Here is a 21,283-nt window from a genome sequence, read left to right as displayed (position 1 = left end):
GGTAACCATGGTCGCGTCGCCCCGAACACCGTCGTCGTGTCCGACGGGACCTGCGGGCTCCCCGGCCGCAGGATCGCCGATCTCGCCGGGGATTCCGCCCCGATGCGGCATCCCCGCCGCGCTCATGAGATCTCGACTGGCAGCGTCAGGGCCGAATGGGCCGGCTCTCCGGCGGACGGAGGCATCGCGACCTGGCCGCGCAGTGCGGTGTTGCGCTGTTCCAGCGCGGAGGCCGTGATGGGGAACAACGGGGCGCCACCGGTGTCGACCAACGCCTGGTTCCGCGTCACGAAGTCCCGCGTGTCGCGTTCATAGGCTCTGAAGGCAGCAGCATGGTCCTGGTTCCCGCCCAGGGACGCGGCCAGCATGTAGGCGCCGACGATCGCCAGACTGGAACCCTGTCCGGTCAGGAACGAGGGCGCGTACGCAGCGTCGCCGACCAACGCCACTCTGCCCTTCGACCAGCTCGGCATGCGGATCTGGCCGGCCGTATCGAAGAACAGATCCTCGGCATCCTGCATCGCCCGGAGGATGGCCGGAATCTCCCAGCCCGCCTGCGCGTAGATCTCGGAGATCAGAGCCCGCTGGGCGTCACGGTCCCCGTGCAGGCCCCGCGGCGGTTCCGACCGATGGAAATTCACGAAGGCGTGCAGGACGTCCTCACTGCTCCCGGTGGCATACAGAGCGGCCGCCCGGCCCGGGGTGTTCCACAACGTGAGCTCGTGGAAGAGTCCGAGAGTGTTGGGCATCGTGAAGACACCGAAGGCGTAGCCGAGATAGCGGTGGAACTGCTCCTCAGCGCCGAACTGGAGCCGTCGGGTCCGTGAGTGCATCCCATCGGCTCCGATCACCAGATCGAATCTGCGCCGGCTGCCGCTGCGGAACTCGACATCAACCCCGTCGTCACGCTCCTCGAACGTGTCGATCGAATCGTCGAAGAGGAACTCGACGTCGTCCCGGACCGCTGCGTACAGGGCCGCGGTCAGGTCCCCTCGTCCCATCTCCAGATCCTGGCTCACGACGCTACCGGTCACCTCGTGCGGAGGGAGGGAGGCCACCGTCACGCCGTCGGCGTCCACGAAGGTGAATCGCTCGATATGGAGATTCGCCGCCTGCAACCGGGGCAGCACCCCCATCCGTCGGACCACCTCGATCGCGGTGCCCCGGACGTCGATCGGGTACCCACCTCCGCGTGGCGTGCGCGCCTTCTCCACGATCGTGACCTCGAAGCCGTACCGGTGCAGCCAGTACGCCAGCGTCGGGCCGGCGATGCTGGCCCCGGAGATGAGGACGGTCTCCGTCGAGGGGTGAGTCGGTGATGTCATGAGATGGTTCCCTTCAGATGTCGGACGACGAACAAGGACGCCGCGGCCACGAGGCCGGCGACGACAAATCCTGCGATGAAGGCCGGCTCGGCCGGCTGATCGGAGACCGGATCGATGCCCACGGTGAGGACCGAACCGGCAAGCTGAGCGCCGACGACGGCTCCGACCAGGCGGATCACCACGAGCAGGCTGGTGACGATGCCGGTGTCGGCTGCGGCGACAGCGGTGGCCGTGCTGGCGAGCAGCGCCGTGGTGATCAGACTGCCCGCGAACGCCACCACGGCCCGTAGCACGACCAGCTGCCAGGCCTCGTCGTGCACCAGTGCCAAGGTGAGCAATGCGCCCGCCGTGACTGCGGAGCCGGCTGCCACCACGGCCCGAGGTCCGTATCTCTGCACGGCCAGCCCGCCGACCGAGCCGGCCACCACGCCGGCGATGCTGGCCGGCAGCATGAGCAGCCCGATCTCGCTCGTGCCGAGGGCGAAGCCGTACCCGGTGCCGGACACCTCGAACATCTTCGGAACGAGCGTCTGCAGCACCGAGGAGATGGCCGCGACGGCGGCTGTGATCAGGGCGGCGCTCCACAGGGCGGGCGCAGTCAGCATCCGCAGCTCGACCATGGGCGACGCCGCCCTGCGCTCGACGGCTACCCACACCACGGCGAGAGCCGCCACGCCCAGCACGACGCCACCGACCACGAGCGGTGGCATCCCTCCCCCGGTGACCACCATGAGCGCAAGCATGAGTGCGAGCAGCGTGGCGCTCAGGAGGACGACGCCGGGCCAATCGATCGCGGTTCCCCGTTCGCTCGGGGTGTCATCCGGCATCGTGCGGAGGACGACCACCGTCGCCACGATGATCACGGCCGTCGGCGCTCCGAAGATCCAATGCCAGGACAGCCCTTCGGCCAGGGGCCCGGCGACCGCGGTCCCCGCGATGCCGCCGGCCGTGAACAGCGCGCTGACGACACCGATGGCCACCTGCGTCTGCCCCGGCGGCAGATGCTTGCGCACCAGGATGAAGGACAAGGGCAGCGCCCCCACCATCGCGCCCTGCAGCATCTGGCCGACCAGCAGCACGGGCAGGTTCGGGGCCGAGCTCGAGACCACTCCCCCGAGCGCGACCATCGCCATCAGCACGAGCAGCACACGTCTTCCTCCGTACCGGTCCCCGAGCTTGCCCGCGATCGGCGCGACCACCGCGCCGGTGATCAGCAGCGTGCTGACGATCAGGGCCGCCCCGGAGGAGTCGATGCCCAGCTCTCGCTCCAGCATGGGCCGAGCCGGGTCGACCACCGTCTGCAAGGTGCCGAGGGCCAGGGCCAGGACGCCGAGCGCACCGATCGCCGTCCGGCCGATGCGGGCCTGGGACACAAGAACGTCGGACATCGAGCCTCTTCCCTCGTCGCTCAGGAGCCGAGCACGAAGCGTGCCCCGACACGATCACTACACTACACCGTGCAGTGTAGTAACGGTAGAGTGGAGCAATGTCCACTTCGAAGACGTTGCGCACGGGGTCCCCGCAGAAGCGGTCCGCCATCCTCCTGGCCGCACGGGAGCTGTTCGTGACCGACGGTTTCGACCGCTCGAGCGTCGATGCCATCGCCGCCCTGGCCGGAGTGTCCAAGCGGACGGTGTACGACTACTTCGGGGACAAGCAGACCCTGCTGCGCGCCGTCTTCGACGGCCTGGGTCAGTCCCTGCTCGCGACGATCCGCAGCACGCTGGATGACACACTCGGCGACGTCGCCGCGGCGGATCAGCTCGAGCCTGCCCTCATCGACTTCTCGATGCGGATCGCGAACGACTGGCTCGACTCCGCGGACTACGCCACCCTGCAAGGGCTGGCACGCACCGACTCCGAGCGCCTGCCGAGCTCGAAGGACAGTCCGCTGTCCGACGAGCCGGAGGAGGCCATCGGTGCACGCTTCGCGACCCTGGCGGACGCCGGACTGCTGGAGGTCCCCGATGCCCGACTGGCCGCAGATCACTACATCGGGCTGACCTTCGCGGCCACCATCAACAGACTCGGCACCGCGAACGCGGCTGCGGATTCCCGGGTCCAGCCCCTCATCGTCGCCGGGGTGCGGGCATTCCTCCGGGCGTACCGCGTCGGCTGACGAGCGGAGCTCCGCGAACCCCGCTGACCGAGCCACGGTCGGATTCATGCCTGACCCTGCCGTACCGGCTGCGCTCCCGCGATACTGTTGCCTGGTGACTTCCAGCTCCTCCCGTGCCATCAACGACCGCATCATCTGGGTCGATTGCGAGATGACCGGCCTCGACAAGAAGCGCGATGCGCTCGTCGAGATCGCCGTGCTCGTGACCGACTCCGACCTGAACATCCTCGGAGACGGCGTCGACGTCGTCATCAAGCCGCCGGCCGAATCGCTCACCGGCATGGACCCCTTCGTGGTCAACATGCACACGGTCTCCGGCCTGCTCGACGAGCTCGACGGCGGGATGACGCTCGAGGAGGCGCAGGCACAGTGCCTGGCCTATGTGCAGCAGTACTGCCCCGAACCGGGCAGGGCGCCGCTCGCCGGCAACAGCGTGGGCACCGACCGGGTGTTCCTGGATCGCGACGTGCCCGAGTTCGCCCAGTGGCTGTCCTACCGCACGATCGACGTCTCCAGCCTCAAGGAGCTCGCCAAGCGCTGGTTCCCCCGCGTCTACTACAACATCCCCGCCAAGCACGGCGGTCACCGGGCGCTCGCGGACATCCGCGAATCGATCCAGGAGCTGAAGTACTACCGCGAGGTGTTCCTCGTCGACGCCCCCGGCCCCACCACCGCGCAGGCCCGGGACGCGGCCCGCACCTTCGAGCTGACCGACGAGCCCGAGGAGGAGACTCCGTCGGCGACCGCCGCGACCCCTGCGACCCCCGCGACAGCACCGGCGGCGACACCGACCGCGACCCCCGTCGCGACGCACGTCCCGTGGCTCCAGCGGGCATCACATCGCTCGTGGCTGGAGAGCGAGGGCGACGAGCTCCTCGTGTTCGGCTCGGAGTCGGTGCGTGAGGACGGTGGTTTCGCCTGGCTCGACGAGGAGGGCGACGCCGATCTGTCCCGCCCCTCGGAGCTGTGGATCACCTGCCGGATGACGCACAGCTTCGCCCTCGGGCACCTGCTGGGCCGCCCGGACTTCGGCCGTTTCGCCGACCATGGCATCGCCTCGCTGCGAGGGGTGTTCCACGACGCGGAGCACGGCGGCTGGTACGCGTCCGTCGCCGACGGGAAGCCCGTCGACGATTCCAAGCAGGCCTACGCGCACGCCTTCGTGGTGCTCGCGGCCTCCTCAGCGCTGGCCGCCGGCCGTCCCGGCGCACAGGAGCTGCTCGACGAGGCACTCGCCGTGCTCGATACGAGATTCTTCGACGAGTCCGCGGGCATGAGCGTGGACACCTTCGACCGCACCTTCACGCAGTGCGAGGAGTACCGCGGCATCAACGCGAACATGCACACGGTCGAGGCGCTCCTCGCCGCGGCCGACGTCACCGGGCAGCGCCGTTGGCTCGATCGCGCGGTGGGCATCATGACCCGTGCCATCGACGAATTCGCGCGCGGCAACGACTGGGCCCTGCCGGAGCACTTCGACACCGACTGGAACCCGCTGCTGGAGTACAACCGCGACGAGCCGAACCACCCGTTCCGCCCGTACGGCGCCACGGTCGGCCACTGGATCGAGTGGTCCCGCCTGGTGCTGCACGGTCGTGCCGCACTGATCGCGGCCGACGGCTCGGCACCGGACTGGATGCTCGAATCGGCGACCGCGCTCATGGAGAAGTCGGCGGCGAGCTTCGGTGCCGACGGAGCCCCCGGGTTCGTCTACACCGTGGACTGGGACGGAGCCCCCGTCGCCTCCGAGCGCATGCACTGGGTCGCCGCAGAAGCGGTCGGCGCCGCCGCCGTGATGTACGAGGTGACCGGGGACCGGGTCTGGGCTGAGCGCTACGAGCAGTGGTGGGAGTACATCTCCACCTACCTGCTCGATCCCGAGAACGGCTCCTGGTTCCACGAGCTCGACGCGGACAACGAGCCCCAGGGCGTGACGTGGCCGGGCAAGCCGGACATCTACCACGCCTTCCAGGCGACGCTGATCCCGCGGCTTCCGGTCACGCCCACCCTGGCCGCCGCTCTGCGCGACGGCCTGCTCGACCAGGAGAGCTGAGCCGACGTCGACAGCTCGTCGCTCGGTACTCGCTGAGTCAGCGCCCGCTGTCTCAGCACCTGCTGGCTCGGAACCGCGTCACGCGACGGGACGCACCTCGCGGCCGGCACCGGCCGCGAGGGCGACGATCTCCTCGACGTGGCCGATGTCCGCGACCACGAGAGGGCACGCGTCGGTGTCCTCCTCCAGCTGCAGCAGGCACAGGTCGAACGCGGCGAGGATCTCCTCCGCCCGACGGATCGCCGGTTCCAGCCCTGCGGTGATGTCGGCGACCGGCTCGAGATCAGCCCCTGAGCGGCACACCCGAGCGACCTCGCCCAGAGCCATGGCCAGTTCCGCCCCGATGTCCTCCGGGTCGAGGTAGGCCAGGGCGTCGGCCACGTCCAGCCCGTCGATCAGGGCGTTCCACGGATCGACGGGCTCCGCAGCACCGGCTCCGGCCTCGACGCCGAGGAGTGGATCCGCCTGCGTCGCCAGGTAGGCCTGTGGGTCGGTGGCCGCGAGGTGCACCGACCCTGGGAGCTCAGGGTCGTCCGCGAGGAGCGTGCACAGCCGCGTCCAGTCCGGCACGGCTCATCCCTGGTCGTCGAGGTGGGAGACCGCAGTCTCGAGCCGGTCGATCTTCGCGTCGAGCTGCCCCTCGTGGCCGGGACGGATATCAGCCTTGAGGACGAGCGAGACCCGCGAGCCGTACCGCCCCGCCGCGGCGGTCGCACGCCGCACGACGTCCATCACCTCGTCCCAGTCCCCTTCGATCTCGGTGAACATCGAGGAGGTGCGGTTCGGCAGTCCGGAGTCCCGTACGACGCGCACCGCGGCGGCGACCGCGTCGTGAACGCCGGCGCTGTCCGTGCCGTCGACGAGCCCGCGCACGAGGGCTGGATCCGAGGGGTCACCGGTGGGCTGGACGGAGAAGGCGACGATCATGCGGCCAGTCTCCTCCTGCGCCAGGGGCCGTGCAACGTGTGGGCGGCACGGACGCCGTGCGACTCGACGGGACCCTCGACGAGCTCGGCCCCGGGTGTGATCCGTGAGTAGGATCTGCGGCAGCGTCCCTGGTCGGGACCACACTCTGCATCGACACGAAATGAGGACCATGACTGCGCTCCGGATCGGCATCGTCGGCTACGGGAACCTGGGACGGGGCGTCGAGATCGCCGTCTCGCTCCAGGAGGACATGGAGCTGGTGGGCGTGTTCACGCGCCGTGCGCCGTCCACGGTGAGCGCCGCGCACGAGCAGACCATCGTGCGCTCGATGGACGCGCTCGAGACGATGCAGGACGAGGTCGACGTGCTCGTGCTCTGCGGAGGCTCGAAGACCGACCTCCCCGAGCAGACCCCCTTGCTCGCCGAGCACTTCACCGTCGTCGACAGCTTCGACACGCACGCCCGGATCCCCGAGCACTTCGCGCGGGTCGACGCCGCCGCCAACGCAGCCGGCACCACGGCGCTCATCTCCACCGGCTGGGACCCCGGCCTGTTCTCCATCAACCGCGTCTACGGGGAGGCCATCCTCGCCACGGGCTCCACCTACACCTTCTGGGGCCGCGGCCTGTCGCAGGGGCACTCCGACGCGCTGCGCCGCCTGGACGGGGTCGCCGACGCCGTCCAGTACACGATCCCCTCCCAGGAGGCGATCGCTCGAGTCCGCGCCGGCGATCGGCCCGAGCTGAGCACTCGCGAGAAGCACACCCGTGAATGCTTCGTGGCGCTCGAGGACGGGGCCGACGCCGACGCCGTGCGCGAGGAGATCGTGACGATGCCGCATTACTTCGAGCCTTTCGAGACGTCGGTGACCTTCCTCAGCGCCGAGGAGCTCGCCCGCGACCACCAGGGAATGCCCCACGGCGGCTTCGTGATCCGCGCCGGAGAGTCCAGCCCCGGAACGACCCAGACCATCGAGTACCGCCTGCAGGAGGATTCGAACCCCGAGTTCACCGCGAGCGTGCTCGTCGCCTACGCCCGCGCGGCGGGACGACTGGCCGCCGCCGGTGAGCATGGGGCGAAGACCCCCTTCGACGTGGCACCGGGCCTGCTCTCACCGAAGTCTCCCGAGCAGCTGCGCGCCGACGATCTCTGAGGGCGCATTCCCTGAGGGCACGCGCACCGGATCGATGCCGGCACGGCACCCCATGACCGGGCTCCCTGTGCGCTGTCCGATGCAACGTGTCTCACACTCCCGGAGTGCCGTTCGTGGAGGCGAACGCTGCTGAGAGACGGTATGGTTATCTCTCGTTGCGGGATTCGTTCCGCACATGGTGGTCGTAGCTCAGTTGGTAGAGCTCCTGGTTGTGGTCCAGGCGGTCGCGGGTTCAAATCCCGTCGATCACCCCAAGAAACGCCCTGGCGACAGGGCGTTTTTCTTTTCCCCTCCCCGGGCACGCGCACTCGTCGGCTCGCGCGGCGAGCACCTGCTCACCCGACGAGCACCTCTTCATCCCACGAGCACCTCGCGCATCTCGTGCCAGAACTCGGTGACGTGCGCACGAGCGGCCTGCTCGGCAGCGGCGCCGTCGCCATCCAGCACGGCCGTGAGCAGATCCTGGTGCTCGGTGACCGCCTCGTCGAGGTGACGGACCCGCTCGAGTCCCAGGAACCACAGCCGCAGGCTGAGGGTCAGGTAAGTGCCGAGCGTCTCCTGCAGGTATCGATTGTGCGAAGCACGGTGGACGCAGTGATGCACGCGCTGGTCGGTCCGGATGAGCGCACGCACGGCCTGGGCGGTGGCACCCCGACCCGAGTTCCCGGATCCGGCGGTGTGCACCTTGAGTTCGGCACGCAGCTGCCGAGCCAGCCGGCGGTCCTCATCGTCCGCCCGTTCGGCCGCGAGCCGGGCCCCGAGACCCTCCAGCTCGACGCGCGTCTCGGAGACATGGGTCAGGTCCCGGACGTCGATGGGAGCGACGGCTGTGCCGCGCCGGGCGTACACGGTCACCAATCCCTCATCCGCGAGACGGCGCACTGCTTCCCTCACCGGAGTGCGCCCCAGGTGCAGCCGTTCCCTGAGCATGCGCTCGTCGAGTCCGGATCCCGGGGCGAGCTCGAGCGTGACCAGCAGGTCCCGGATCCGGTAGTAGGCGACCGCGGACAGCGAGGAGACGTCCGCCCCGGCAGGCACCAAAGTGGTGAGACCCGCCAGCGCATCCGTCGAGGCGGATGCCGTCTCCCGTTCCGGCACGCGCACCCGGTACCTGGGCTCCTCTGAACCCGTTCCGGCCGGTCCAGACCCAGCCCCGATCCCTCCGTCGCCGCCGACCATGGCGTCACCCCGCTCTCTGATATATCGTGAGGATACTCACATCGTGGTCGGGAGGCCGTCATGGCAGCGCTGCCGGATCGTGCAGACATCGTCGTCATCGGAGCCGGGGTGGTCGGCAATGCCGCGGTCAATCACCTCGCGGAGCTCGGATGGCGCTCCATCGTGCAGATCGACAAGGGCCCGCTGCCGGATCCGGGCGGCTCGACGGGGCACGCCTCCAATTTCGTCTTCCCGGTGGATCACTCCCGCGAGATCACCGATCTGACGGTGGATTCGCTGCGCCAGTACGAGGCGCTGGGGGTGCTCTCCACCTGCGGAGGGATCGAGGTGGCGCGCAGCCCGGAGCGGATGCAGGAGCTGACGCGCCGGATGAGCTCGGCCCTCTCCTGGGGCGTCGAGGCGCATCTGCTGTCCCCGGCCGAGATCCAGGAGCTCGTCCCCTACTGCGACGCGGGTCTGCTGCTCGGCGGCTTCCACACGCCGACCGGGGCGATCGTGGACCCGCTCGCGGCGGGGGCCCTCTTCCGGGAGCGCGCCGAAGGGCTGGGCGCGCTCACGCTCTGCCCGGAGACCGAGGTGATCGACCTCGAGGTCTCCGGCGGTCGCGTGACCCGGGTCGTCACCGATCACGGCGAGATCGACACCGAGATCGTGGTCATCGCGTGCGGGGTGTGGAGCCCGCGCGTCGCCGCCCTCGCCGGCGCGGCGATCCCGCTCACCCCTGCTGTGCACCAGATGCTCGACGTCGGTCCCATTCCCCAGCTCGAAGCGACCAAGGAGTGGATCAGCTTCCCGCTGCTGCGCGACATGGATCGCCTGATGTACGAGCGCCAGCGCGGGCCCGATCTCGAGATCGGCTCCTACGCCCACCGGCCGCTGCTGCACCGCCCCGAGGAGATCCCTGCCTACGGCGCGCCCGGCCAGGCCTCCCCCACGAGCTTCCCCTTCACCGACGAGGACTTCACCGCGCAGCTCGAGCACGCGAGGGAGATGTTCCCGGGCCTCCTCACCGATCCCGACCCGCCGCGGAAGGCCGCGATCAACGGGCTCCTCTCCCTCACCCCGGACGGCGGCGCCCTCATCGGCGAGACCCCGGAGGTGCGCGGGCTGTGGTCCGCGGCGGCGGTCTGGATCAAGGAGGCCGCGGGCGTGGGCCGCCTGCTCGCCGAGCTGATCTCGACCGGCGACAGCGAGATCGATCCCCATGAGTCCGATATCGCGCGCTTCCACCCCTCCGCCCGCACCGACGCCCATGTGCGGGCCCGGGCGGCCGAGGGCTTCCCCAAGATCTACGGGATCAGCCATCCGCGGGAGCAGTGGCTGAGCGACCGCCCCTCCCGCACCAGCCCGTTCCATCCGCGCACCGATGCGCTCGGTGCGGTGTGCTTCGAGGCCGCCGGCTGGGAGCGACCCCAGTGGTACGCCTCCAACGCTCCCCTGCTGGAGGAGTTCGCTGAGCGGATCTCCCCGCGGGAGCACGAATGGGATGCCCGTTGGTGGTCCCCGCTCATCGAGGCGGAGCACCTCGCGATGCGCGAACGGGTGGCGATGGTGGACCTCGGGGCATTCGCGATCCTCGACGTCACCGGCCCGGGGGCCCTCGCCGTCCTCGAGAGTCTGGCGGTGGCACGGATCGACGTGCGCATCGGCCGCGTGGTCTACACCCCGCTGCTCACGCCCGCCGGTGGGTTCCGCTCCGACCTCACGATCGTGCGCCGGGGCTCGGAGAGCTTCCGGGTGATCACGGGCGGCGCGGAGGGCGGTCGGGACCTGGTCTGGCTGCGCGACCACCTCCCGGCCGACGGATCCGTCCAGCTGGCCGATGTCGGCTCTGCGGTGACCACTCTCGGCCTCTGGGGCCCTCGCGCCCGGGATCTGCTCGCCGAGATCACCGCCGCCGACGTCTCCGACGCGGCGTTCGGCTTTGGCACGGCCCAGGACGTCGAGCTGGTCGGCATCCCGGCCTCCTTGCTGCGCATCTCCTATGTGGGAGAGCTGGGCTGGGAGATCCATGTCGCGACCGAGCACGGGCTGCAGCTGTGGGACCTGTTGTGGGAGGCAGGCCAGGGACACGGCGTGCTCCCCGCCGGTATCGGCGTGTACGGGACCACGGGCCGGCTGGAGAAGGGCTACCGGTTGATGGGCGCGGAGCTCACCGCCGAGTACGACCCGGTCGAGTCCGATCTGGCGCTGCCGAAGGTGAAGAAGGCGGACTTCCTGGGTAAGCAGGCGTACCTGGAGTCGAGAGAGCGGGGGCCGGCGACGATGCTGTGCACCCTCGCCCTGGAGCCGGCCGACGGGACGGACCACGGCGCGCAGGAGGGAACGGGTGACGGGCGCGCGCGGTGCATGACCGGCGGCGAACCGATCCTCACGCAGGACGGTGCGACGATCACGGATGCCCGCGGACGGCGATCCTTCGTCACCTCCGCAGGCCCGGCCCCCTCGCTCGGCCGCTACCTGCTGATGGCCTATCTCCCGCCCGAGCACGCGCAGGTCGGGACGCGCCTGCAGGTGGACTACCTGGGCGCCCGCCACGCGGCGAGCGTGCTGAGCGTGGGCCGTACGCCCCCGTTCGATCCCGAGGATGCCCGGATGAAGGCCTGACCCCGACCCGATCAGCCGGTGACGTCGGCCCGGTACCCGAGGCGGCGCGAGATCTCTTCTGCGGCCCTCCGCAGGGCCTGTGCGGCGGCGGGCAGCGACTCGGGCGCGAGGCGGTACGTCGGCCCGGCCGCGGAGAGCGCGGCGACCACGGCGCCCTCGGGGCCGCGGATCGGGGCGGCGACCGCGTTCAGCCCCTCCTCGTACTCCTCGACCGCCTGCGCCCAGCCGCGCTCCCGTACCTGCTGCAGCTGGTCCCGCAGCACGGCGACCGACGTGATCGTGTGCCCGGTGAAGCGCTCCAGGGGCGCCGCCAGCAGAGCCTCGATCTCGCTCTGCTCCAGATAAGCGAGCAGCATCTTGCCGCTCGAGGTGGCATGCAGGACGGTCCTGTCCCCGATCCAGTTGTGCATCGCCACAGTGCTGGTCCCCTGAGCCTGATGCACGTTGATCGCCGCGCCATCGCGATACACCGCCACGTTCACGGTCTCCCCCAGCTCCTCGGCGAGCGCATCGCACACCGGGCGCGCCTGGGCGGTCAGATCGAGCCGCGAACGGGTCGCCGCAGCAAGACGCAGGACGCCGACGCCGAGCCGCACCGTGCCGGAGTCCTCGAGTCGTTCCACGAGATCATGCGCCGCGAGCGAGGCGAGCAGGCGGGATGCCGTGGAGCCGTGGACCTCCAGCTCACGACCGATCCGCCCCACGCTCGACTCCCCGTCACGGGCGATGATCTCCAGCACGCGAGCGGCTCGATCCACCGATTGCACAGTCCCCGGCTCCACCATGTCCCACGCCCCGTCCGCTCGACCACACCATCAGCTCTCTGCGCATTACGCAGACCATTGCGCAATGCGCACCACAATGCCACAGTAGGGTACGGACCGCCTTTGGAGGCCACCATGAGCGTCAACCAGCACCCCCGAGTTCTGCTCTACCCCCGCATCCGCAAATCCCCGTTCTTCTACGCCTCGAGGCGTCACGGGGTCGCGATGTACAGCGTCTACAACCACACGTACCACCCCCGGCACTACGGCGACCCGATCGCCGAGTACTGGGCGCTGCTGGAGGGCGTCACCCTCTGGGACGTCGGCGTCGAACGTCAGATCGAGATCTCCGGCCCCGACGCCTTCGACTTCACCAACCTGCTGATCACCCGCGACCTCTCGAAGTGCGCGGTCGGCCAGTGCAAGTACGTCTTCCTCACGGACCAGCACGGAGGGATCCTCAACGATCCGATCCTGCTGCGCCTCGAGGAGAACCGCTTCTGGCTCTCCCTCGCCGACAGCGACATCCTGCTGTGGGCCCGCGGCGTCGCCACCCATGCCGGGATGGACGTGAGCATCGAGGAGATCGATGTGGGCCCCGTGCAGGTGCAGGGGCCGAAGTCCTATGCCGTCATGCGGGACCTGCTCGGCGACGCCGTCGCCGACATCCGCTACTACTACCTGCATGACTTCCAGATCGACGGGATCGACGTGACCGTCTCCCGCACCGGGTACACCGGCGAGATCGGCTACGAGATCTACGTTCACGAGGCGTCCAAGAACGCCGTGCGGCTGTGGGAGAAGGTCTGGGAGGCCGGGCAGGCCCACGGGCTGCAGGTCATCGGGCCGTGCCATATCCGTCGCATCGAGGGCGGCATGCTCGCCCACGGAGCGGACATCACGGTGGACACCAATCCGTTCGAGATCGGCATGGGCTACGACTGGATGGTGGACCTCGACCAGGAGGCGGACTTCATCGGCAAGCAGGCCCTCACCCGGATCAAGGCCGAAGGCCCCAGGCGCAAGCTCGTGGGGCTCGAGATCGACGGCCCGGACCTGGGCACCTACAACGACGGGTCGATGATCGACGTGCTCCCCGTCCATGCCGGCGGCACCCGCATCGGCGAGGTCACCTCGGCCTGCCGATCCCCGCGCCTGGCGAAGAACATCGGGTTGGCCATGGTCTCGGTCGAGCACTCCGAGGTGGGCACGGCGCTGCAGGTCGACGTCGGGGCCCGGGACGACTCCGGCTCCGATCTGGTCTCCGCAGTGGTGGTCGCCAAGCCCTTCATCGACCCGACGAAGGAACAGCCCAAGAGCGATGTCACCGCCCTGGACGCCTCAGCCCCTCGCCGCACGGGACCGGTGGCAGGCGGCTGAGATGCCCGGCGACCAGAGCCCGCGCCGCGAGGGTCCGTGGCCCGACGCCCTGGTGCGCGGCACCCGCTTCGAAGTGATCCCGGTGCCCGGGATCATCGCGACGGTGGCCGCGCACCTGCCGCCGGGCATGCGCGTGAGCGTCACGGCATCCCGCAAGCACGGCCTCGATGCCACGCTCGCCGCAGCCCGCGCCCTGGCCGAGCAGGGCTATGTCGCGATCCCCCATCTGGCGGCCCGGCAGATCGCCGATGAGGCCGAGCTCCAGCGGATCCTGGACGACCTCGCCAGCTCCGGAGTGCAGGAGCTGTTCGTCATCGCCGGCGACGCCCCGCATCCCGCGGGGGATTTCGAGGGGTCACTGCACCTGCTGGAGGCGATGGGCACGAGTGGCCGGTCCTTCGAGATCGGGGTGGGCGCATATCCGGAGGGCCACCCGTTCGCCCCGTCCGAGGCGGAGTCGATGCGCCTCCTCCAGGAGAAGGCGCGGTACGCGTCCGTGCTCGTCACCCAGCTGTGCTTCGACGCCGGCGCACTGCTGGACTGGGTGCGGCGGTTGCGCGAGCACGGGGTGCGGACGCCCGTGCGCCCCGGTATCGCGGGTCCGACGGACGTCGCCCGGCTGCTGCGCATCGGGGCTCGCGTCGGCGTCGGACCGTCGCTGCGCCTGCTCACGCGGCAGGGGTCAGGGATCCGGCACCTGCTCGGACCGGGCGGCTGGTCCCCGGACACGCTGCTCGAGGAGCTCGCCCCGTCGTTCGCCGACCCCCGCTACGGACTCGAGGGGCTCCACGTCTATACGTTCAACGCCGTGGAGGCGAGCGCGGCCTGGTGGCACAGCGGGGACGGGAGGCGCGGTGGGGACGAGTCCCCGGCCGTCTCCCGCTGAACTCGCCCCGTCGGGAGCTGTCGGCCGCCTCCCGGAGCGCCCGGCCCCGTTGTGCATCGTCGGGACCTGTTGTGCATCGCAGCCTCAGCGATCTCTGCCATGATCGTGCGGTCTGCGAACCGATCACGGCAGGAGATCTTCGATGGAGACACCGGACCCTCAGGACGACCAGTGGCAGGACCGCGTCCGGGAGATGGTCGCGACGCGTCAGGATGAGCTGACACGCCCCGATGCCGACCAGGGGCTCCTCGCCGCGCAGATGAAGCAGGTCCACGACGAGCTCGTCCAGCTCCGGATGCACTACCAGTTCGGCATCGATGAGGTGCAGACGAAGGTCAACATCCTCCGCCAGGAGTTCGAGCAGATCCACGACTACAGCCCGATCGAGCACGTGCGCTCGCGCCTGAAGAGCACCGAGAGCCTGATCGAGAAGGCCGTGCGCACCGGCGGCGAGATGACGGTTCCGGCGATCAGGGCACGGGTCCACGACATCGCCGGGGTGCGGATCACCTGCAGCTTCGTCTCCGACGTGTACTGGATCGCGGACATGCTGCGCCGCCAGCCGGACCTCGAGACGCTCACGGTCAAGGACTACATCGCCGAGCCCAAGCCCAACGGGTACCGCTCGCTGCACCTGATCGTGCGGGTCCCCGTCTTCCTCTCCGAGCACACGGAGTACGTGCCCGTCGAGCTGCAGCTGCGCACGATCGCCATGGACTTCTGGGCCAGCACTGAGCACAAGCTGAGCTACAAGTACCGCAAGAACCTCCCGGGCCGACTGCGCGCCGAGCTCGACGACGCGGCCCGCGTCGCCGCGGATCTCGACGAGCGGATGGAACGCATGCGCGACGAGATCCGCCCGATGCCCGACCGCGGGGAGACCGTCTCCGCGTCACCGTCCCCGCCCGCGTCCCCGTCTCACTCGTCTCCCTGACGCAGCGCTCCCGGACTGCCGGGAAGGCTGCCGGGCAGATCACCCAGCGGTTCCACCCCGCACCTGGCCGGTGCTCATAATGGGCTCATGAGCAACTCCAGGAGACGCGTGCTGATCACCGGCGCCGCAGGCGGCGTCGGCTCCCGACTGGCGGAGGGACTGCGGGAGGACTACGACCTGGTCCTCCACGACCGCAGCCGCGAGAACGCCCCGCCGGGCACCGACTTCCGCACTGCCGAGCTCGGAGTGCTCGACGAGGTCCTCGACCTGATGGACGGCGTCGACACGGTGGTGCACCTCGCCGGCGCCGCGTCACCGGAATCCCCGTGGGATGCCGTGCTCGACGCCAACATCGTGGGGCAGCGGAACATCCTGGAGGCGGCTCGCCGAGCGGGCGTGCGACGTGTGGTCCTGGCCTCCTCCAACCACGCCATGGGCATGTACGACCGGAACGAGCAATGGCCCGTGTATCCCGACCAGATCCCCCGGGCGGACTCCCTCTACGGCGTCTCCAAGATCTTCGGCGAGGCCATCGGCCGCTACTACCACGACGAATACGACCTCGACGTGATCGCCCTGCGCATCGGGTGGGTGAGCGATGATCCCCTGGAGGCCCAGGAGGACATCCTGCGCGCCATGTGGCTCAGCCGCGAGGACTGCGAGCAGGTGGTGCGCTGCGCGATCGAGGCCGAGGTGCGCTTCGGGATCTACTACGCGATCTCGAACAACCCCAACCGCCGCTGGTCGCTGACCAACACCACGCTCGAGCTGGGATATCGACCCGAGGATTCCTGGACCGATCTGGCCGGAGCCACCGAGCACGTGGTCGAAGGCGGTGCCGACGTCCGCGACACGTGGCCGCTGGGTTCATGACCTCCTCCCCCACCGGGGATCCCGTCACGCGGTCGTCCGCGCGGCACGTCGGCCCGTCCTCCACGGCCTCCCGCGGGTGCTCCTCCGGGTCGCGCCGGCAGGCGCTGGTGCACGCCGCGTCCGCCCTGCGGATGCTGGTCGCCCTGCTGGTGCTCGCCGCCCTGGTCGCGAACGCCGCCGGGGCGCTGCAGGACGGCCTGTTCGCCCAGAACATCTCGTACTTCACGAATCAGTCGAACCTGATGTTCGTGACCCTCGTGATCGCCGGCACGATGTGGACCGCCCGGCATCCGGTGTGGTTCGACGACGTGCGCGGCGCGGTCGCGTTCTACCTCGCGATGACCGGGATCATCTATGCGCTGCTCGTGGCACCGCTCGACGAGCTGCTGCGCTGGGACATCGGATGGACAGGGATCGTGCTGCATCGTCTGGCCCCGGTGGTCGCCGTCGCCGACTGGCTGCTGACGCCCCGCTCCCGGCCGCCAGCCGCCCGCAGGATCCTGTGGTGGCAGCTCTACCCGGTCCTCTTCCTCGCCCTCACCTGGGTGCGGGGCGGAATCACCGGCTGGTACCCCTACGGCTTCCTCGATCCGACGCTGTCCTCGTGGTCGCAGGTGCTGCTGACCACGGTCGTGGTGCTGGTCGCCTTCTTCGCGGTCGCGACACTCCTGCACCTGCTCGGCGGGCGGCTGCGGACGGGTTCGTCGGCGCACCGGGAGGCAGCTCGCTCCCGAGCGTGAGGTCGCCGGGCGTGACGCCGGCGAACCGCTCACCGCCTGGGACGACGACCTGCGGGATGAGGCCCTGGGCGTCAGTCGAGCCCTTGGGCGAGCAGTGACTCCAGCTGGGCGATGGCCTCGGAGTCGCCGACGATCTCGACCCTCTCCGACCCGCCGGCACAGTGCTCGAGGGCGAGGCTCCGCCCCCATGCCCAGAGATCCAGAGCGGTCGCCGATCCGCTGACTGCGGCGCGCGGGAGGGAGTCGAGGTCGGCGTCCGGGCCCGAACCTGCGCCTGCGCCTGCGCCTGCGCCTGCGGGAGCGTCGAGCAGGCGGCCGACGGGGGCGTCGAACTCCTTGCCGTCACGGGGCCGGGTGCCGGACCACCGGCTGATGAGCAGGGACTGCACGGCGCCGCCCTCGGCCGTGATCTCCACGAGCGCGACGGGCGCGGTGGTGGCCCAGTCCGGGATCCAGTCGAAGGCGGCCGGCCACATCACCTCCAGCACATGCTCGAGACCCGCATGGGCGATGTCCTCGCGGATCGCGGTCACGGGCCGTCCCGCGGTGAGCTCGGCATCGACGCGGTGGATCGTCACCTCATGGAGCTGCATCCTGCGGATGACGCCGACGTCCTGCCGCGCCGAGAACCAGAACCAGGCGGGCTCCTGATCGGAGTGCGCTCCGAGCTGCTCGAGGAGGCCGTCCACCGCCGCCGCACGACGCTGGCGGAGCTCCTCGAGATCGTCGGGCCGCGGGGTCGCGGACTCCTCGATCTCCGTAGCCCCCTCGTCGGTCGTGACCCCCTGCGCGAGGACCGCGGACCAGAACTCGGGGACCTCCGTCGCGTGCCACAGCAGGTCCGCGGCGTTCCAGTCCGGGCAGGTGGGGACCCTCTGCTCGGGGTCGGCGGCGGCGAGGGCTGCGGCCAGCCGATCCGCCTCGTCGCGGATCGCGGTCAGGGCATCGATGCTCATGGAGCCATCCAAGCACAGCGGACGGACAGCCGACAGGTCACCTGCTGCCGCCGAACCGATCGCGGGACCGAGATCGCGGGCCTGCCCCGCCCGCAGCCGGACCGCCGTTGACCCACATACCCCCATGGGGTATAAATGGCCGTGTATCCGGCCTCCCTCGAGGCACCCCACGACGTCACGGAGAACCCCATGAGCGCCACCACGAGCACCTTCCAGGTCACCGGCATGACCTGCGGCCACTGCGAGATGTCCGTCCGCGAGGAGGTCAGCGAGATCCCCGGCGTACAGAACGTCGATGTCAGCCATGAGACCGGCTCCCTGGTCGTCTCCTCCGAGCACCAGCTCGAGGATGCGGCGGTGCTCGCGGCCGTCACCGAGGCCGGATACTCGGCGACTCGCGCCTGAATCCGTCGGGTCGCAGTCAGGCCTCAGGCCGCACCGATATCGTCTCTCCAGTCCCCGAACCGCGAGAGAAGAGCCGAATGCCTGCTTCGACCACCCTGACTGCCACCTCCCTGCACGCCGGATATCCCGGCGAACCTGTCCTGGCCGGGGTCGATCTGTCGATCGCCGCCGGTCGGCCCCCGCAGGGGCTCCTCGGGGCATCCGGCGCCGGCAAGACAACTCTGATCGGCGTGCTGCGCGGAGACATGAAGCCGAGCTCCGGGCAGGTCACCCTGGATGGTCGCAATGTGCACAAGCTGCGCGGCAAGGATCACAGGACCTTCCGGGCCGCGGTGCGCTTCGTCTCGCAGTACGCGATGACGGTCGTCGAGCCCCGGGAAACCGTCTCCGGCCGTCTCGACCATGCCTCCAAGGTGGCCCGGAAGGGCGGTCGCACCCACGCGGTCTCCCCCGCCGAGATGCTCGAGACCGTGGGCCTGGGTGAGCACTTCCTGGGCCGGCGCATGATGACCCTCTCCGGCGGCGAGAAGCAGCGCGTCGCCCTGGCCACCGCGCTCGCCACCCGCCCCGAGATCCTGATCCTCGACGAGCCGCTGACGGCCGTGGATCCCGGCATGCGCGGAGAGATCAGCTCGACCCTGCGTGACGTCATCGAGCGCCTCGGGATCGGCGTGCTCATCGCCTCCCACGACATCGAGCTGCTGCAGCGGCTGTGCCCGCAGATCTCCTTCCTCGGCGAGGGCCGCATCCTGGCTCGGGGCTCCCTGGAGGAGGTCCTCGCCCATACCGAGCACGGGGAGATCCGCGAGCTCGCCGAGAGCGCCCCGCAGGCCGTGCAGCGCTTCCGCTGAGCCCGCGCCGCTCGCGACACCAGCGTCCTGCATCATGCCGCCGGTCCCGGCGGCCCTGTCACCTCACGAAGGGCGCCAGATAGCCGCCGTCCGGGTCGAGGAGGCCGATGAGCAGCCGGGCCGGGCGCCAGTGCGCGGCACGCTCCTCAGCGCTGTCGCAGGCGAGAAAGATGTCGAGGTCGCGCAGCTGGTCGAGGATCGCCGCACCGTGGAGGAGCACTCGACCATGACTCGGGTCCAGCTGACGAGCGGCGATCTCGACCGCGGCGTCGGCCGCCTCCGAGTCGACACGCTCGCCCTCCTCGGAGACGCAGGCCTCGCAGACCAAGCGGCACAGATCGATCGCGACCGGGCCGCGCACCGCGAACTCGAGATCCAGCAGGGCGACGACCCCTCCGTCCCAGAGGGCGTTCATCAGGGCGAGGTCGCCATGGTTGACGACGTGCTCCACCAAGGGTGCAGTCCGGAAGTAGTCCGCGAGGAGGTCGTGGAGCCGCGACCGACGGGCACTGGACAGCCCGAGCGCGACAGCGGCGCGTTCTGCCGATGCCGTGGCATCGCCGAGCGTCGCCGGCACGAAGCCTCCGTGCGAGGAGACGTGCGCGGCGAGGGTCCGGCTCGCCTCGTGCACGAGCTGGCACCGCGTCCACAGCTGCTGGATCGCCTCCCGCCGCTCTGCAGCTGACAGCGTCGGCCATGCCTCGTACAGGTTCTGGCCGTGCATTTCCCGGGTCACGATCCAGCCATGCCCCTCAGACGTGCCATCCGCGAGGATCTCCGGGTGTCCGACGGCGTCCGGGAGAGCACGCACCAGGGCGACCTCACGAGCCATATCGACCGGTGTATGCGCGATTCGCACCGCGATACCGCCACCGACCCAGGTCGCGTTCGAGATCCCGTTGGCTCGCCGCATCTGCGAGAGGTCACCACCGTGGCGGGCTGCGACCTCGGCAGCCAGATCCCGGACCAGAGCGGCACTGGACGGGTCGCGGTGCTGATCGAGCGGATGGATCGTCGCAGAGGGGTCGAGCATCATGCGGTCATGATTCCACGGTCGCGTCGGAGCGGATCGAGCGGTGCGGCATCGGGCTCCTCAGCAACCTCCGACCATCCCGGGACACGACGAAGCCCCACCGGAGAACCGGTGGGGCTTCGAGCGTCGGTGCGCCATCAGGGATTCGAACCCCGGACCCGCTGATTAAGAGTCCCGAGGAACGTCACCTCGGCTCAGTGATCGAGGTCGACTTCAGCGAAGGCCGAGGTCGGCGCGCGATGGTTGGGTGACTCTTGCATGCCGCTTCGAGCAGAGAAGATCAGGTAGCTGTTCACCTAGGCCTCCTTTCCTCCACACAGTCCAGTCATCCCCAACCACTCGCAATGGCGCGAGATCAGCGGTCCAGGTGGGGCACGGTGTCCTGCATGGACGCCATCGCACAACTCCCTCTTTGGACCGCCTGGCTACGTGCCTCGGAACGGTCCGAGACGACTGTGCGACTGCGCGAATACCACGTCCGTCGGTACCTCAACGGAGTCCCGGCTGAAACCGACCCCCTCGATCTCGAGTGGATCGTTGGGCATCTCGCGAACCCTCGGTGGAAGGCCGCAACACGGCGCAGTGCAAGGACATCGCTTCGGGTCTGGACCACATGGCTGCACCGAACCGGCCGGATCCTCTCAGATCCGTTGTCACTGGTTCCGCCGGCTCCTGCTCCAACATCTGTGCCGCGACCGTGTCCAGACCCCGTGATCCGGAGGGCGCTCCTCAGCTCGAGCACTAGGGTCCGAGCGATGATCACTCTCGCAGCCGAGGCAGGGCTGCGGCGTGGCGAGATCGCAGGAGTATCTCGCTCCGATGTCATCGATGAACGCGGTGGAGCGTCGCTCATCGTCCGCGGTAAGGGCAGGCGCGAACGCACTGTGCCTTTAACTCCCGCCGCAGCGGACGCCGTCGCACGACAGTTCAACAGTGTCTCGCCCGAGCTACCATGGCTCTTCCCGTCAAAGGGGAGCTATGCCGACGCGCATATCCAGCCAATACGGGTTGGCGAACCGGAAATTGTCAAGGTGGATGAGACCAGTGGGAGTTAGGCGGCGATCTCGTAGTTGGGCTGGTGCTGCTCTTGTTGGTGGG

20 protein-coding genes and 1 tRNA gene are annotated in these 21,283 nt (G+C 69.6%); 13 read left to right on the top strand and 8 right to left on the bottom strand.

From position 1 onward, the window contains the following. Positions 1-122 precede the first annotated feature (122 nt). Together ABD093_RS04075 and ABD093_RS04070 are read right to left on the bottom strand one after the other, a co-directional pair. A complete protein-coding gene (locus tag ABD093_RS04075) occupies positions 123-1,325 on the bottom strand; it encodes an FAD-dependent monooxygenase (RefSeq protein WP_343922630.1) in 1,203 nt (400 codons plus the stop codon). Then, the gene (locus tag ABD093_RS04070; RefSeq protein ID WP_193116111.1) at positions 1,322-2,713 is read right to left on the bottom strand and encodes an MFS transporter; all 1,392 of its coding nucleotides are present in this window, start codon (positions 2,711-2,713) and stop codon (positions 1,322-1,324) included. Before ABD093_RS04070 ends, ABD093_RS04075 begins: the two co-directional genes overlap by 4 nt. A 98-nt stretch (positions 2,714-2,811) precedes the next feature. On the opposite strand from ABD093_RS04070, the gene ABD093_RS04065 reads away from it, so the two are divergent. Both ABD093_RS04065 and orn read left to right on the top strand, forming a co-directional pair. After that, entirely contained in the window at positions 2,812-3,444 is a 633-nt protein-coding gene (locus ABD093_RS04065; RefSeq protein WP_193116112.1) for a TetR/AcrR family transcriptional regulator, read from the top strand. A 94-nt stretch (positions 3,445-3,538) separates the two neighbouring features. Continuing rightward, complete coding sequence (gene orn / locus ABD093_RS04060; protein WP_193116113.1) at positions 3,539-5,497, top strand: oligoribonuclease; 1,959 nt, start codon at positions 3,539-3,541, stop codon at positions 5,495-5,497. Positions 5,498-5,575: 78 nt separating this feature from the next. Here the strand turns inward: orn and ABD093_RS04055 are convergent, their stop codons facing one another. After that, on the bottom strand, positions 5,576-6,067 hold the full coding sequence (locus ABD093_RS04055) for a DUF6630 family protein (RefSeq protein ID WP_193116114.1): 492 nt from the start codon (positions 6,065-6,067) through the stop codon (positions 5,576-5,578). Between the two features lie 3 nt (positions 6,068-6,070). After that, the gene (locus tag ABD093_RS04050; RefSeq protein WP_193116115.1) at positions 6,071-6,424 is read right to left on the bottom strand and encodes a thiamine-binding protein; all 354 of its coding nucleotides are present in this window, start codon (positions 6,422-6,424) and stop codon (positions 6,071-6,073) included. 169 nt (positions 6,425-6,593) lie between these two features. On the opposite strand from ABD093_RS04050, the gene ABD093_RS04045 reads away from it, so the two are divergent. Both ABD093_RS04045 and ABD093_RS04040 read left to right on the top strand, forming a co-directional pair. Beyond that, positions 6,594-7,577: a diaminopimelate dehydrogenase gene (locus ABD093_RS04045; RefSeq protein WP_343922625.1), complete on the top strand. Its 984-nt coding sequence runs from the start codon at positions 6,594-6,596 to the stop codon at positions 7,575-7,577. A 178-nt stretch (positions 7,578-7,755) separates the two neighbouring features. Beyond that, positions 7,756-7,831, top strand: a tRNA-His gene (locus ABD093_RS04040). 100 nt (positions 7,832-7,931) lie between these two features. On the opposite strand, the gene ABD093_RS04035 is transcribed toward ABD093_RS04040, so the two are convergent. Next, a complete protein-coding gene (locus ABD093_RS04035) occupies positions 7,932-8,675 on the bottom strand; it encodes a GntR family transcriptional regulator (protein ID WP_193116117.1) in 744 nt (247 codons plus the stop codon). 141 nt (positions 8,676-8,816) lie between these two features. Here ABD093_RS04035 and ABD093_RS04030 point away from each other — a divergent pair, with 141 nt between their 5' ends. After that, positions 8,817-11,363 (top strand): GcvT family protein, encoded by a 2,547-nt coding sequence (locus ABD093_RS04030; protein WP_343922622.1) that lies wholly within the window; start codon positions 8,817-8,819, stop codon positions 11,361-11,363. Positions 11,364-11,374: 11 nt separating this feature from the next. Here the strand turns inward: ABD093_RS04030 and ABD093_RS04025 are convergent, their stop codons facing one another. Then, positions 11,375-12,121 (bottom strand): IclR family transcriptional regulator, encoded by a 747-nt coding sequence (locus ABD093_RS04025; RefSeq protein ID WP_343922620.1) that lies wholly within the window; start codon positions 12,119-12,121, stop codon positions 11,375-11,377. A gap of 141 nt (positions 12,122-12,262) precedes the next feature. Between ABD093_RS04025 and ABD093_RS04020 the strand changes: the two genes are divergently transcribed. The 5 genes from ABD093_RS04020 to ABD093_RS04000 all read left to right on the top strand — a co-directional run bounded on the left by ABD093_RS04020 (position 12,263) and on the right by ABD093_RS04000 (position 16,940). Then, positions 12,263-13,507: a glycine cleavage T C-terminal barrel domain-containing protein gene (locus ABD093_RS04020; RefSeq protein ID WP_343922619.1), complete on the top strand. Its 1,245-nt coding sequence runs from the start codon at positions 12,263-12,265 to the stop codon at positions 13,505-13,507. 1 nt (position 13,508) lies between these two features. Next, on the top strand, positions 13,509-14,393 hold the full coding sequence (locus ABD093_RS04015; protein WP_343922618.1) for a methylenetetrahydrofolate reductase: 885 nt from the start codon (positions 13,509-13,511) through the stop codon (positions 14,391-14,393). Between the two features lie 142 nt (positions 14,394-14,535). Further along, positions 14,536-15,327 (top strand): GTP pyrophosphokinase, encoded by a 792-nt coding sequence (locus ABD093_RS04010; protein WP_343922617.1) that lies wholly within the window; start codon positions 14,536-14,538, stop codon positions 15,325-15,327. An 87-nt stretch (positions 15,328-15,414) separates the two neighbouring features. Beyond that, positions 15,415-16,200 (top strand): NAD-dependent epimerase/dehydratase family protein, encoded by a 786-nt coding sequence (locus ABD093_RS04005; protein ID WP_343922616.1) that lies wholly within the window; start codon positions 15,415-15,417, stop codon positions 16,198-16,200. Continuing rightward, positions 16,197-16,940, top strand: a complete 744-nt coding sequence (locus tag ABD093_RS04000) for a Pr6Pr family membrane protein (protein WP_343922614.1) — start codon at positions 16,197-16,199, stop codon at positions 16,938-16,940. The genes ABD093_RS04005 and ABD093_RS04000 overlap by 4 nt, the downstream gene beginning before the upstream one ends. 71 nt (positions 16,941-17,011) lie before the next feature. Here the strand turns inward: ABD093_RS04000 and ABD093_RS03995 are convergent, their stop codons facing one another. Continuing rightward, positions 17,012-17,896 carry a maleylpyruvate isomerase N-terminal domain-containing protein gene (locus ABD093_RS03995; protein ID WP_343922612.1) on the bottom strand — a complete coding sequence of 295 codons (885 nt, stop codon included), beginning with the start codon at positions 17,894-17,896 and terminating at the stop codon, positions 17,012-17,014. A gap of 189 nt (positions 17,897-18,085) precedes the next feature. Here ABD093_RS03995 and ABD093_RS03990 point away from each other — a divergent pair, with 189 nt between their 5' ends. Together ABD093_RS03990 and ABD093_RS03985 are read left to right on the top strand one after the other, a co-directional pair. Further along, positions 18,086-18,301: a heavy-metal-associated domain-containing protein gene (locus ABD093_RS03990; protein ID WP_193116148.1), complete on the top strand. Its 216-nt coding sequence runs from the start codon at positions 18,086-18,088 to the stop codon at positions 18,299-18,301. Between the two features lie 77 nt (positions 18,302-18,378). Continuing rightward, positions 18,379-19,152 carry an ABC transporter ATP-binding protein gene (locus ABD093_RS03985; RefSeq protein ID WP_343922611.1) on the top strand — a complete coding sequence of 258 codons (774 nt, stop codon included), beginning with the start codon at positions 18,379-18,381 and terminating at the stop codon, positions 19,150-19,152. 58 nt (positions 19,153-19,210) lie between these two features. Here ABD093_RS03985 and ABD093_RS03980 read toward each other — a convergent pair whose 3' ends face one another. Next, the gene (locus tag ABD093_RS03980; RefSeq protein ID WP_343922609.1) at positions 19,211-20,188 is read right to left on the bottom strand and encodes a phosphotransferase family protein; all 978 of its coding nucleotides are present in this window, start codon (positions 20,186-20,188) and stop codon (positions 19,211-19,213) included. A gap of 341 nt (positions 20,189-20,529) precedes the next feature. Between ABD093_RS03980 and ABD093_RS19690 the strand changes: the two genes are divergently transcribed. Next, positions 20,530-21,240, top strand: coding sequence for a tyrosine-type recombinase/integrase (locus tag ABD093_RS19690; protein ID WP_425546210.1), 711 nt, complete (start codon positions 20,530-20,532; stop codon positions 21,238-21,240). Positions 21,241-21,283 lie beyond the last annotated feature (43 nt).

It is taken from the genome of Brachybacterium tyrofermentans (assembly GCF_039526165.1).
GTDB classification, from domain to species: Bacteria; Actinomycetota; Actinomycetes; order Actinomycetales; family Dermabacteraceae; genus Brachybacterium; species Brachybacterium tyrofermentans.
This window is presented reverse-complemented; position numbering and strand designations above follow the sequence as displayed.